Source organism: Candidatus Chlorohelix allophototropha, assembly GCF_030389965.1.
In the GTDB taxonomy this organism is placed as follows: domain Bacteria; phylum Chloroflexota; class Chloroflexia; order Chloroheliales; family Chloroheliaceae; genus Chlorohelix; species Chlorohelix allophototropha.
Window position 1 is genome coordinate 614,327 of record NZ_CP128400.1, and the last position, 14,474, is coordinate 628,800.

The following is a 14,474-nucleotide window of genomic DNA, read 5'->3' on the forward strand; positions in this document are numbered from 1 at the left end:
TCAGCAATATTTTAATTACTTGTGGTATTGCATGGAATCGATATATAGAAAGTTGTACCGATACCGGAGGTACTCTCAAATGTTATTACACCCTTATGCATCTCTACAGCCTGTTTGGTAATCAATAAACCCAAGCCTGTACCGGTTATCTCTCCAACATTATTAGCACGATGAAATGGCTCAAATAAGTTAGCCTGATCTTCAGGCGGGATTCCGATACCCTCATCTTTAACTTTGATTACACAATTATCACCTTCAGCAACTATTTCGATTAGCACTTTACTACCGAATGAGGAATATTTAATGGCATTTGAGATTAGATTAGAGAATATTTGTCTGATTAATTTGAGATCTGCTAGTAGCACCCCATGAAAATTACTTGCAAAAACTACTTTATGCTTTGCTCCCATTGTAAGGCGCATCTCACTTATAATACTTTCAGCATAGTTTGAAATATCTATTAATTCTGGTCTAAAATTAAAGCGTGAAGTCTCAAGCTGCCCTATTAGCAATATATCATCTAAAGCCTGTGATAAACGCAAAGCAGCGGATTCTGCATGTTTTAAATAGATTTGATGCTCTTCTAGCGTTAATTTATCACTATAATCTCGTATTAAATTTATAGAAGAAATTATTACAGTTAGGGGAGTTCGAAATTCATGAGAAAACATAGATATAAATTTTGATTTTATTTTGAAGCGTTCTTCAGCTTGTATTAGAGACTGACTCAAATCCTCAAGTTTTTGCTCATAATCTCTTTCCAGAATCTGCTTTTTTTCCAACCGCGCTTTTATTGATTCCAATAATTCCGAGAGAGTAAAAGGTTTGGTGAGATAGTCATCTGCACCCAACGCCATCCCCCGCCGAATATCGTTTTTTTCGGTTCTAGCCGTAAGAAATATAAATGGTACATTTACCAGTTTGGGTTCAGCGCGAACGCCTAATAAAACTCCATATCCATCTAGTTTAGGCATCAGCACATCACAAATAATTAGATCAGGAACTTCGCCTATTGCTAATTCGAGTCCTTGCTGCCCATCCGAAGCGCTAAGCACCACATAGCCTTCGAATCTCAGATTCTCTGAGACCTCTTCTAATAGAGGAGCTTCATCATCAATTACTAAAATGCAAGTCATGCGCTAAATCTCCAAATAATGCTCAAACCTGAAATGCTGGTAATTCAACAATGAAGGTAGAGCCTTCCCCTACCTGACTTTCAAAAGAAATTGTGCCATAGTGTTGCTCAACGGCGTTAAGCGTAATTGTTAAGCCCAATCCGGTTCCTGCCACAGAGCCGACATTTGCTGCCCTATGGAAAGCATCAAAGAGCAACGATTTATCCTTTTCGGGTATTCCTATGCCAAAATCTTTAACTTTAATTATTATATTACTATTTACCCTTGCCAATTCAAAGATAATATTACTACCTACGGGTGAATACTTACAGGCATTGGTCATCAAGTTATTTATTACCTGCCGCATTAGCTTACGGTCAAAAAGAGTTACTAAGCTTTCATCATATGCGTTAAAAGAAAAATTATGGCGGTTTTCATCAAGCGTAATTATTTCATCTACTATATCCAAGCAGAACAATCTCAAGTCATCCAGCACCGGGTTAAACGGTACACGTTCTTCTTGAATCCGGCTTATTGATAAAACGTCATCCAATAATTGGGTCATATGCTTTACTGCGTTATGGATTTTATCCACACGTCTATGAACCTGTTCAATATTCATTCGTTCTATATAATCTTGCAGCGCATCGCTGGCAGCTTGAATGGTGGCAAGAGGAGTTCTAAATTCGTGTGAAGCGGTTGATACAAAACGGGATTTTAATTCGGTTAATTCCTTTTGCTTTTCCAGTGCTTGGCGTAAGCTTACTTCAGCTTCTTTACGCTGTGTAATATCATAGAGCGAACCAAAAATATAGTTATTATCACGTGTATGTATTTTATAAGCGCGTATTTCAACTACCAGCTTTACGCCATCTTTTCTCTTGAAATTAACCTCAAGCGTTGGTATCGCAATAGTTCCTTCCATTTTTTGGAACAATGCTCTAATTAGCTGCATATCATCTTCAGAAACAATGGCAAGTTGCACAATCGGTTGTTCCACTGCTTCAAAACGACTATAACCACTCAGTTCGGTAAAAGCATTATTAACATCCAACACTATGCCATCCATAGTGGAAAGCATCAAAGGGTCTGGCGAATATTCAAACAATACTTTAAAACGTTCTTCACTTTCGCGTAACGCTTGCTCTACCGCTTTTTGCTCGGTTATATCCTGGAATGTTCCAAATAAATGGGTTACTTTTCCATTCTTGATAATTGGCTTGATTCTATTGTAGAGATAAATTCCATCGCCTTGCGGATTTATAAAGCGAATTTCCCCATCAAAGTTCACTTGATTGGTAGCAACATCCTCAAATGCATTTATTAGTAATTGGCGATCCTCTGAATGGCATGAATTGATTAAAGCGTTAAAATCAGGGATGTCTATTGCCTGTTCGTATCCTAGCACTCGGTGCGCCTGTTCTGACCAGTTAAACTTTTTTTGCTCCCAATCCAAAGACCAGTTTCCAATGCTTGCCATACGTTGAGCTTCCGCAAGAACTGCTTCATTTTCTCGCAGTTGTTCTTCCATCAACTTACGCTCGGTAATATCAGTGGAAACACCACAAATGGCATAGGCTTTTCCATCCAAATCAAATAGCGGCGACTTAATAGATAGGTAGATATGAATCCCGTCCGGTTGCGGCACTATTTCCTCAAACTGAATTGGTTTTCTTAATTCCATCACTTTCCGGTTATTTTCTAAATATTGGCGAGCATTTTCAGTCTGATATATATCGAAAAGATTAATCTTTCCAGAAAAGGAACGATCTTTTATAAATAGTTCCTCATATCTACGGTTTAGCAGCAGCATATTGCCATCGTAATCAGTCACATAGATAATTGCACTGGAATTATCCATTATTGCTTGCAATTGGTCGGTAGTTTTGCGCAAGGTTTCTTGGTAACGTTTGCGAGCAGTAATATCACGGCTTACACATACTGCGCCGATATGTTCACCTTCATCATTTTCCAGCACTTCTATTGAAGACAACAGGTTTATTTCTATTTCATCTGCTCGCATGTAACAGATTTCTTCATTCCAATTACCTTTATCTTCGAGTTGTTGCAGAATCTCGTAACGACGTAATAATAATTCGGATTTTTCACCGAATACTTCAAAAAAGTCGCGGCTTATTGCATGTTCCGCCTTTAAACCGAATATACGCTCAGCAGCTTTATTCCAACTGCGAATTTTAAAGCTTGCATCCGTAGCAACCACCGCTTCTTGAACGTTATTTTGCAAACTGGCGTGGTAGAGCATTTGCTGCTCCCACTGCTTGCGCTGAGTAATGTCCCGCACAATGCCAACTACACCGTTTTCGCCGGATTCATCGGTTATTGATGATATGGAAAGTTCGGCTTCGAAAAAATCACCACTCATACGTGTGGCTTTAAACTCAAGTTGCTGTGTTATTCCATTTACCAACACTTCTTGCATTATTAATTGAAGTTGAGCTTGTGATTCAGCGCTAGCCAGCTCAATAAAATTCTTGCCGATACAGTTTCTTTCACTACAGCCAAAAATTGTGATGAAGGCTTGATTTATCTGTGCAATCCCTTTCCCAATGTATTCCAGAAATATTGCATCACTACTATTATGAAATATGAGTTCTAGCCGTTCTTTTGAGCGTTTAAGTTCATTAGTGCGCTCAAGAACCCTATTTTCCAGTTCCTGTGAATAAGTTACTATTTGTTCGTGTAAGCTTGCCTGTGAAATTGCAATTGCTAGCAAATCAGCTACTTCGTGAACTATTTGTTGGTCATAAGGGGAAATAGAAAACGGAACTGACGAACTAATCCATAAAACACCTAACAATTCATCTTGTCGGATCAAGGGCACTTGAAGAACTGAGCGCACGTCTTTAGGATAGAGAATAGTATTTCTATCTTTGATAGAATTTATATCATCTAAAAGTAAATCTGAACCTTCGCTTAAATTCTCAATATCAAATATATTTAGCGGTATTTGGCTTCCTATCACAATATTATTCAGCCAGTCGCTTTGATAACCAAGAATAGAAGCTTCTGATCTTTTCAGGTCAAAACCGATTACACCTGCGTTCTGGCAGTTTGCAAATTCTTTTATATGTGCCAACGCTTTTTTAGTTATTATTTGCGGAGAATGCTCACCAAGTATAGAGCGATCAAGATTATGTAATCCTTCAAGGCGCTTAGCGGTTATAATCTGCGCCTCCTCTGCAATTTTACGCTTGGTTATATCAATCATGAAGCCGATTTGATGACGATTGCCACCCTGTTCATCTTCTAATATATGTACCGTATCGTAAATCCAGACAATTCTGCCATCTGCCGCTATGAAACGGTACTCATGCTCGTAATCAGAGTTTTTGTACATCATCTCGTTCATTAAATTGATGGTAGGGGTTCTATCTTCAGGATGTAAATGATTCTCCCAAAAATAGTTATTAAGCCACTCTCTACGAGTATATCCAAATATGGATACTGCCTGTGGACCAATATAAACAATGCGCTTCTCAACAAAATCTGCTTCCCACAAAATTGCATTGGCTTTTTCTGTTAGAATCCTAAACTTGCGTTCATTTTCTTCTATATCTTTCAAGGCATTTCGATAATCGGTAACGTTGGTTAGCGCGCCTGCCACCCGAATCATAACCCCAGCTTCATTCCATTCAATAAAACCCCGACCCAGAATATAAATGGATTCACCTTTTATATCCTGCATTAGCATTTCTCTAGACCATTCATTTTCACTATGCCCTTCGTAATGCCGAGAGTTTGGTAAAGCTTCTTCAGGTTGGATGAGCAGGTTAATCAAAGGGGCATCAAAACTGATTTCTCCAAATAGAAGCTTGAAAGCATCATTTGTCCATACCAGTCGGTTAGCGAGGTCGATATCATAAAGGGCATCATTAGAAGAGCGGGTAATTAGTCGTAGTCGCTCTTCGCTTTTTTTCAAAGCGCTTTCAGCCTCTTTTTGTTCGGAAAGATCGTTTGATGTTCCAACAATATATTCTAGCAATTTTAACTGGGCATCATTACTTTTTTGCCGTAGGTTTTTACCCACAATATAGGGAAGAAGTTTTAAATAAGAATTATCCAGCCCTTTTATCAAAAAATCGGCTGCGCCCTCTCTTAAAGCTTTGAGCACTAATTCCTCATTACCAGATTCGGTGATAAAAATAGCTGGAATATCTCCGGTTAGCCGAAGTATATCAAAGACAGTGCCATCTTTTAACAAATCCGCGGTTATAATTAGCTCAAAGGAATGCGCTTGAAGTAGAATTAGAGCCTCTACCACCGATGAGGCTATCCAATAGTTATAAGGTAGCATTTCTTGTGAAATGAAATTTTCAATTGCCGCTTGGTCATCAATGTTACTTTGAACTAGTAATACCCTAACTGTTTTGTCCATATGCTATATTTCTTTTTACAAGGGAAATTATTAACAAAGAAATAATATGCGAAAGTTAAATAATTCAATAAATCCAGAATGATTAGGATTACCTTCAACAATTATATACATCAAACTATATTATGTGGGTAGTGTATATATATTTTAATGCCCAAAATATCTTGAGATCAAACTGATTTGGTAAACTTTAGAAATGACATCCCAAGAAGAAAATAGTCTACTAAAAGCAGAAATCGAAATCGGAATAGATGCTAATCAATATAAATCCTCACTTAAACGTTCCAAACCCTCCTGATTAGACCGCCACACATTCGGATTTCCGCTCAATTGTTATGAAAATAATACTTTCTTTGCAATTGGATAATACCTTTTTACAAAATGCCAAATCTTTTGAAATATCTATTAGTTAAGATAGAACTGTAAAGGAATACGAGCAGTGTGCTCGAACGAGGTTTAATCAATCTAAAATGAAGGGCAATTAGTATGAATTATAATAATGAAATTCCATCCCAGGAAGGAAACGAAAGCTTCTCGCCTTATCCAGAAGAGTATAATACTAACGAAATACCACAGCCAACCACTGGCATAGGCAATACGAGTCAGGCTTATTATGGCTACACGCAGCAAACTGCTAATTGGTATAACCCTACACCAGAAAATTTCCAGAATCCAACTGCACCATACAATCGTGCGCCTCGCAAAGCCGGAAAAGTGCTACGTTTTGTCATGTTTCCTGCACTGTTCTTGCTGGCGTTGATATTTGGTATGGTAGCTTCAAACATGTTTTTGAACGTAAATAATAGTTCTAAACCCGCAGGGTCAGTAGCCACTATAAACAATAATATCCCGGCAAAAGTAGTTCCGGCAAGTCTTTCCACTACTGCGGCAGGACAATTAACCGTTACACAAAACGCAGAAAAGAATCGCCCTGCTGTAGTGCAGATTACTACAATGCAAAACGCTAGCACCTCATCTCGAGTTAGTCCCTTCAGTGGAAACTCAAGCTCAAGTCCTATACAAACTGGCGTTGGCTCTGGTGTTATCTATGATGCCTCTGGCTATATTCTTACCAATTACCATGTGGTGAACGGAGCGGATTCGCTACTCGTATCGCTACCGGACGGGCGTTCTTTTGATGGAACAGTGGTTGGTAAAGATATGATAACTGACCTTGCCGTGGTCAAGATTGATGCTGGTGGCGCAAGCTTACCGGTAGCTGAGCTTGGCGACTCTTCACAGCTTAAAGTCGGCGATGGTGTAGTGGCAATTGGTAATGCCTTAGCTTTGCCGGGTGGTCCTACCGTTACCGCTGGCGTGGTTAGTGCGCTTGACCGTAGCGTAACTGAACCAAGTACATCCGGTGGTAATAGCCTGCGAAGTAATACTGCCAGTGGTCCCCAACTTTATGACTTAATTCAAACTGATGCCGCTATCAATCCCGGCAACAGTGGTGGCGCTTTGCTAGATATGCAGGGTAAAGTAATCGGTATCAATACACTGGTAGCTGGTCAGGCAGAAGCTGGTTATCAGGCAGAGGGAATCGGCTTTGCCATCTCTATCAATCAGGCGAAGCTAATAATTGATCAACTGGTAGCAACGGGCAAGGTAGATCATGCCTTTCTAGGCATCTCGTTCCAACCTCTAACCCCGGCGGAAGCTAAAAAGCTTAGTCTTGCTACGGGTCAGGGTGGGTCGGTTGTGATGCAAGTACAAAGTGGTTCACCGGCAGCTCAAGCAGGAATTAGCAACGGAGATGTAATCATCTCGATAGATGGTCAGAAAATAATCGGTGAATCGACTTTGGGCGAGATTATCAGCCAGCACAAACCGGGCGATAAAGTAAAGCTCGAAATCATCGGCAGTAACTCACAGTCACGGACTGTAGAAGTGACCCTAGGATTGCGAAATTCAGCTTAACTTCCTAACCTTCTTTTCTCTCTTCTAAAGACCGGTATCTCTGGAAAATATCTAGGGCGACCGGTCTTTGGATAAATAAAATTTATTATTTCAAGTAGCTTAAGGAGATTTGTCTGTGAGTATAGGTTCTATGGTTTTTAGAAAAAAGAGTTTTGTAGGTTTAATGTTTCTTTTGTTGTTAACTATTGCTCTGGTAGCTTGTGGCGATGCACCTACCAGCACTCCGGTTCCCGCCAACAATGCAACTACTGCCGCTGTTTCAGGTAACAACAACCTCTCACCTGCCGGACAAACTCCGGGCGCTGGTTTTAGACAGGGCAATTTCAATCCTTCTATCAGTGGCACAGTCGATAGCTATGACGCAACAGCCAAAACTTTGACTGTAAAAGCGGCGGACGGCACAATTCAGAAATTTGATGTTTCTAATGTGCGCCTCACCAAAACCGATAAGATTAGCCTTGATGAATTGACTAAACTTGCTGTGGCAAACGAAACAATTCAGGTAACGGGTGATAAAGCCAGCGATGGTAGTTACAATGCCACTCAGTTGACAGTATTAGACCCCAACGCTGTAGGTGGTAACGGTGGCGCAGCGGGCAGACTACAACGTCCTGTTGGCACTGGCACGCCCGGTAATAATGTCCCTAATAATGGTAACGGCACTCCCAATGGTACGTTCGGTAATGGGAGTCAACGAGCAGGCTTTCCCGGTATCGTAGTCCAGAACGCGGTTGTATCTGGCAATAAGCTTACCGGTACTGACTTCGCCGGACAAGCTATTACTGTTAACCTGAGCGCTACAACCACTGTGTTGAAACGGGCTGCCGGAACAACCGACGAGCTTAAAGCAGGTGTGACAGTTAGCGTAAATTATGTAACGAGTCAAAGCAGTACAATCACTGCGGTTGCTATCGTTATAGAATAATTTCTTTTCATACATTTTTAGGTCTGGAAGTACGTGTGTGCCGCCAGACCTTTCTTTATTACCATGTACTTTACATAATTATTTGAATAGAATCACAAACATGCCAGCAATCATACTGCTATAATATGTTTCTAGTGGCGATGTGAAACTGATTTGTTGTGAGGATTAAATATTATACTTGTGAAAAAAATAATATCGGTGTGCTTGATCGCAGCTATTCTAATGATACTGGCAGCTTGTGGAGATGCTACCGCTACCCCAATAGCTGTTACGCCTACTCAAATTCAGGTGCAAACAACTATTCCAGCAACTACGCTTATTCCCACCACTTTGCCAATCGTGAGCACCATTACCCCAACTCCCATTCCGGCAACTTCTCCGGTTTTTTCCAGTGAGTTTTCGCCTAAAGCTTTCAAGAGGGTATTTCTTATTATTCTGGAAAATACCGATTATTCCGAAGCGATACGACAAACCTATTTGGGGCAACTGGCGGGTAAAGGCGCTTTGCTGAAAAACTATTTTGCTGTAACGCACCCTTCGTACCCAAATTATTTGGCGTTAGTAGGTGGCAGCACTTTTGGAGTTACCAGCGATGGTCAAACCGACCTTGATAAAAGCAATTTGGCGGATTTAATGGATGCTGCCGGGATTAGCTGGAAAGTTTATGCGGAAGGTTTGCCCACTACACCCTGCTATAAGGGTGTGCTTTCCGGTGATTATGCCCGTAAGCACGAACCTTTTGTATCTTTCCTGAATGTGCAGAATAATCCGAATCGCTGTGCCAACATTGTACCTGCCAGCCGTTTGCAGTCTGATATAACAGCAAATAGCCTCGCCCACTATATCCTGTATGTGCCGGACCAAAAAAATGATGGGCACGATACGGGACCAAAATACACTTCAACTTGGTTGCAAGGCTTCTTGCCTCCCATGCTGAATAACCCACAGGTCAGTCAAGGCACGCTATTTGTAGTTACTTTTGATGAAGGGCTAGCGGGTAGCTCAAATCAAGTTTATACCGTACTAGCGGGTGATATGGTAAAAGCGGGGAGTAGCAGCGACAAACGCTATACTCATTACGATTTGCTGCGCACAATTGAAGATAATTTCCAGTTGGGGAATTTGGGGCGTGAGGATGCCACTGCTACTCCGATAAGTGGTATTTGGAATATTGCCCGTTAGTTAATAGGATAGCGTATGGATGACTATGGGTTGGATTTAAGGTATTGTGATGATAAAAACCAAGAATTACCAACCCAAAAACCATTACAGCTACCGGACAGTTACCTATTTGCATCTGTACTCAGAGGTTGGTATAATCGCACTTTGTCAGACATAAGATTCTTATTCACAGGAGTATAATTTTGGGCGGATTTCTAAACGTAATTCAGCTTATCTTGGCTATTTTTATAATCGTGCTGATATTGCTTCAAAGCAAGGGTAGTGGCATTACTAGCTCGTCAGCGGCTGATAGCAGCAAAATTTTCAGCTCACGCCGTGGCTTTGAGTTGCGACTTTTCCAATTTACCATATTATTTTCGATTATTTTTGCATTGGTTGCGCTGTCAAACAGCTTGATTAAGCAATAAAGGAACTGGCATTTGGTTAATCGACTACGGCTTCAGGTTTTTGTAGCTGGAGTCGGCTTCCTTGCTATTGCATTGTCGCTGGCTTACTTCTTGTTGGCAGTGCCACGTTTTTCTACACCCGCTCAAGGTGGAACATATGTTGAAGGGTTGGTGGTAGAGGGCATTCCTGAAGTTGCTATTAACCCGCTCTTACAGATTAACGATCTTAGCCGTGATATTTCTTCATTGGTGTTTACCGGTCTAACACGCAATGAGGCAGATGGTACAGTTAAGGATGATATAGCCGAAGCTCATTACGACCTCGAAGGTGGCAAGGTTTGGGAATTTTACCTTCGCCATGATGTTTACTGGCAAGATGGTTTCCCTGTCACATCCAAAGATGTAATTTTCACTGTAAATGTGCTTAAAAGCGATGATTTTGCCACTTTTAGCCCCTCCGCCCGTGCGCTCCACGATATTTGGAAAGATATAGAAGTTGACCGTTTGGGTGATTACGCGGTACGCTTCCGCCTGACCCGAAGTGTTTGGACTCCTTTTCTGAATTACACTAGCGTTGGACTATTGCCAGAGCATCAATTAAGATCAGTACCAGTAACAGAATTACGGCGAGCCGATTTTAACCTGACCCCAATCGGTACAGGACCTTATCGCCTTCAGAAAGACGGTATTTCACCGGATAGTGTTTCTTTGCAAGTAAATCCTCTATACTACGGTCAAAAACCTTATCTGGAAAAGATTTGGTTTCGTTTCTATCCTAGTGCAAGGGCAGCGTTAACTGCGCTTGAATCCAATCAAGTAGATGGTATTTCTTCGGTCTCACCCGAAGATCAAGCAAAAATACTCAATCGTACCGATATACGCGAACTAACCGCGCCCTATGCTGCCAATACTTTCCTTTTCTTCAACCTTAATCGGACTGACCTTTTCGGGCAGAAAGAGGTCAGGCAAGCAATAACTCAATCAATTGATCGAAATACGCTGGTGAAGGAAGAATTTGCAGGGCAAGCAGTCGTTAGTAACTCACCTATCCTCAGCTTTTTGTGGGCTTATAAAGCCGATATAAAAACCTTCGATTTTAACCCTAGTGCCGCACGAAACTTGTTGGATCAAGCAGGCTGGAAACTAAATCAAGAAAACATCAGGGTAAAAGACGGGCAAACCCTAACTTTTACTTTGCTTATTGGCAGTGCCGATGAACAAGTGATAGCCGAACGACTAGTATCAAATCTGCGTGATGTTGGAATTGTAGCGGCGGTACGGCTCTCGGCAAGCCCTCGTGAATTTATTAATGATCTTGATAAAAGACGCTATGATGCTGTTATGCTGGCAACAAAAGGGGTAACTAATGACCCCGATGTATTCCAGATTTGGTCTAGCTCAGGGGTATTCAATTACAGCAACTGGAAAAATGATAAAGCCGATCGCTTGCTAGAAGAAGCTCGTCAGATTTTGGCACAGGACGAGCGCAAGAAACGCTACGACCAGTGGCAAGATTTGTGGATAGAGGATTTACCCGCCGTGCCATTATATTACCAATTATATACCTACGCTGTCAGCGATCGTGTACAAGGGTTGGATAGTACCAAACTAAAGGTAGTTAATGAAACCAGCGATCGTCTAAAAGATATAGCCAATCGTTATGTGCTTAGTAATACAAGGTTTGGCAATTAAACCCTTGTAAATCATGGTTCGCGGAAATTCAGACGGAAAAGGAAATAAACGGTAAGCTGTTTAAAATAGTGCTTTCGGCATAGTCCCAAAAGTGCGGATTTCCTTTCGGTTAGCAGCAAACAAGCCACCCTCTTTTTATTTACGTCTATCCCACAACGTTGACAAATTATCTCCGCAAGCATAAATTTATAGCCAAATTAGTATTTCATCTCCGCTATACAGGAAAATAATCATAAAGGTAGATAAACAATGACGATACTATCGGATAGTCATCGGGTTTACCTTGCTTACCCGCATTATTGCGTGCTGGCAACTATCAATAAAGATGGCACTCCCCAACTCAGCACTGTTTGGTTTGAACTAGAGGGCGATGAATTACTTTTTAGCCTAGAAGCAGATAGCCTTAAAATTAGAAACCTGTTGCGAGACCCACGCTGCGCGGCGAGTATTCCTAACGGTGGTCGCTTTGTGTCAGTCAAGGGTACTGTAACAATTATCGAGGATTTTGACCAGGGCTGGAACGATTTAGTGCGGCTTGGTACACGCTATTATGGAACGGTAGAAGGCTTGAAACAGGCTGAGTTCTTGGGTGGTGGGGACAAACACCACTACACGGTACGCTTGAGCATCGAAAAGGCTTCATCTGTTGGTGTGGGTTAGGTTTTGTCGGGAATGAGGGTAGTTTGGCAAGTTTGTTATTATTTATGGTAAGCTGTATATAAACTTTACCCTAACAAGCCATTGACTGTAAGATATTAGCTGATTCGAGGATTCAGAGATTTGAAAGCGCTTCGAGATTTTGCAATGGTTTTGATCAAATAAATAATTTCTTCAAGAGTGGAACAACATTGAAAGTTTTAGTGTAAAGAAGACTCTAGCAACGGGTACGCACCACAGTTTATCAATCGATAATGAGAGTAGCATAATCTTAAATTTCGGGTTACTTCTAGCATTAGTATGCGCTAGAATTTACCTGAGCCAAATTTTCAGAAAGGGATTAACATGAACAAACGCGATGCAATTTTGAGTGTGGTCGATAGTAGCAAACCGTTCTCCTACATCCCCGCTGCATTTTTTCTGCACTTTCCGGATGAATTTCACGCTGGACGTGCAGCAGTTGAAAAGCATCTAGAGTATTTCCGCTATACGGGTATGGACTTGCTAAAAATACAATATGAGGGTAAATATCCTACGCTTCCAGAAATCCAGTCTCCTGCCGATTGGCTTAAAATGCCTTACTATGGTCGAGAGTTTTATGAGGGACAATTGGAAGCAATAGAGGGGTTGGTTAAAACTATTAAACATGAGGCAGTGGTAGTAGTTACCCTCTACTCCCCCTTTATGTGTGCAGTGCATTCTACCAGCGATGCTATTGTCAGTAAGGCTTTAAATAACGAGCCTGAATTAATCAAGAAAGCTCTGGAAACAATTACCGAAAGCCTTTTGCTGTTCGTGCGCGAGTGTATTAAGTTAGGAGTGGACGGCTTCTATACCTCAACTCAGGGCGGTGAAATCGGACGCTTTAACGACCCAACCGTTTTCGATAAATATATCAAACCCTATGATTTGGTTTTAATGGAAGAAGCAAACCGGGAATGCCTGTTCAATATTCTGCATGTTTGTGATTACCACCTCGATTATGATGATTTTGGGAAGTTCGTGGATTATCCCGGTACGGTGGTAAACGCGCCACTAAATGTAGGAAATAAAGAATTGACTCCTAAAGAAGCCGCACAATTTTTCAAACGACCCTATATGGGTGGTTTGGAGCGCAAGGGGATTATTACCAACGGTACACCCGACCAAATCCGCCAGAATGTTGAAAAGGTTATTGAGGAAGCGCCGGAACGCTTTATTCTGGCAGCCGATTGCACAGTGCCTTCCGATGTCTCATGGGATAACTTAAAATACGTAATTGACCTAGCGCACAATTACAGGCGGAGCAGCTAAAGATAAATCCGGGCATAACTACACCCGGATTTGTTCAATTATTTAAATCACTTAGTTTTAGCCTCAGCAGGGGCTTTTTCATCCTTAGTCTCTGCCGAGGAAAAACGCTTTACAGCCTTTGATAAAATACCACCAGCAGAATGCTTTGCGGGGGTTTTTGGCTTTTCCGCATCAACCGACTTAGTGGGAGGCTTTTGTATTCTCGGTTCAACCGACTTAGTGGGAGGTTTTTGCATTCTCGGTTCAACCGATTTGGCGACTGGCTTTTGTATTTTTGGTTCAGCCGGTTTCGCTACTGTCGGTACTTCCCTTGCGGTGGATTTTACGGTAGTTAGTTTTTTCTCGCGATTTTGAATGCTTACTTGAGAGGCATAGCGGGTGAAGTTAAGTTGCCCATCAATTCTCCCCAAACCTTGTTCGGCTAACAGTATGTTCAGGGTCTTGTTGCCTACTCCCGCACTATCGAGATATATCACTACGCCAGCAATAGTTGCCAAGTCCACCACTTTAAGTTTGAGCAAGCTCAGAGGGGTTTTAAGATCGCTTCCTTCCTTTGTACCAAATCGTCTCTTGGCATTTTCGCCTAGCGCTTTAAAAGTACCGGCGTTCCGTTCTCCGGCTAGTTCCCGGATTTGTTCTACCAATTCCTTTACAGTTTTGTCCGGATTAAAGGACTTCACAGCTTTTGTTGTAGTTTGGATGGGATTTTCTTGGGACATGTTAACCTCCCGGTTAAATCATATCTACTGCTGACTGAGCATAAAATGATACTGCTACTACAATAATACCAGAAAAATTTTAGGCTACTATATATTTTAAGAAATTTGAAGTTACCAGATTAGTTTGACCGGATTATTGGCTGTACGTATAATCCTGACAAGTAATTTTATACCACCCGAAAAATATATTCT

10 protein-coding genes are annotated in these 14,474 nt (G+C 41.3%); 7 read left to right on the forward strand and 3 right to left on the reverse strand.

The genetic code is table 11. The annotated features are described in order from the left end of the window. Window positions 1–11 precede the first annotated feature (11 nt). On the reverse strand, window positions 12–1,136 hold the full coding sequence (locus OZ401_RS15340) for a hybrid sensor histidine kinase/response regulator (protein ID WP_341471338.1): 1,125 nt from the start codon (window positions 1,134–1,136) through the stop codon (window positions 12–14). 22 nt (window positions 1,137–1,158) lie between these two features. Further along, on the reverse strand, window positions 1,159–5,511 hold the full coding sequence (locus OZ401_RS15345) for a PAS domain S-box protein (RefSeq protein ID WP_341471339.1): 4,353 nt from the start codon (window positions 5,509–5,511) through the stop codon (window positions 1,159–1,161). A 483-nt stretch (window positions 5,512–5,994) separates the two neighbouring features. Between OZ401_RS15345 and OZ401_RS15350 the strand changes: the two genes are divergently transcribed. The 7 genes from OZ401_RS15350 to OZ401_RS15380 all read left to right on the forward strand — a co-directional run bounded on the left by OZ401_RS15350 (window position 5,995) and on the right by OZ401_RS15380 (window position 13,563). Then, on the forward strand, window positions 5,995–7,428 hold the full coding sequence (locus tag OZ401_RS15350) for a S1C family serine protease (RefSeq protein ID WP_341471340.1): 1,434 nt from the start codon (window positions 5,995–5,997) through the stop codon (window positions 7,426–7,428). 115 nt (window positions 7,429–7,543) lie between these two features. Next, the gene (locus OZ401_RS15355) at window positions 7,544–8,353 is read left to right on the forward strand and encodes a hypothetical protein (RefSeq protein WP_341471341.1); all 810 of its coding nucleotides are present in this window, start codon (window positions 7,544–7,546) and stop codon (window positions 8,351–8,353) included. Window positions 8,354–8,533: 180 nt separating this feature from the next. Then, window positions 8,534–9,535: an alkaline phosphatase family protein gene (locus tag OZ401_RS15360; protein ID WP_341471342.1), complete on the forward strand. Its 1,002-nt coding sequence runs from the start codon at window positions 8,534–8,536 to the stop codon at window positions 9,533–9,535. A gap of 182 nt (window positions 9,536–9,717) precedes the next feature. After that, window positions 9,718–9,942, forward strand: coding sequence for a preprotein translocase subunit SecG (gene secG, locus OZ401_RS15365; protein WP_341471343.1), 225 nt, complete (start codon window positions 9,718–9,720; stop codon window positions 9,940–9,942). Window positions 9,943–9,954: 12 nt separating this feature from the next. Continuing rightward, window positions 9,955–11,613 carry an ABC transporter substrate-binding protein gene (locus OZ401_RS15370; protein ID WP_341471344.1) on the forward strand — a complete coding sequence of 553 codons (1,659 nt, stop codon included), beginning with the start codon at window positions 9,955–9,957 and terminating at the stop codon, window positions 11,611–11,613. A 249-nt stretch (window positions 11,614–11,862) separates the two neighbouring features. Then, a complete protein-coding gene (locus OZ401_RS15375) occupies window positions 11,863–12,273 on the forward strand; it encodes a PPOX class F420-dependent oxidoreductase (protein WP_341471345.1) in 411 nt (136 codons plus the stop codon). 342 nt (window positions 12,274–12,615) lie between these two features. Then, window positions 12,616–13,563, forward strand: coding sequence for a uroporphyrinogen decarboxylase family protein (locus OZ401_RS15380; protein ID WP_341471346.1), 948 nt, complete (start codon window positions 12,616–12,618; stop codon window positions 13,561–13,563). A gap of 47 nt (window positions 13,564–13,610) precedes the next feature. Here the strand turns inward: OZ401_RS15380 and OZ401_RS15385 are convergent, their stop codons facing one another. Further along, window positions 13,611–14,282, reverse strand: coding sequence for a hypothetical protein (locus OZ401_RS15385; protein WP_341471347.1), 672 nt, complete (start codon window positions 14,280–14,282; stop codon window positions 13,611–13,613). Window positions 14,283–14,474 lie beyond the last annotated feature (192 nt).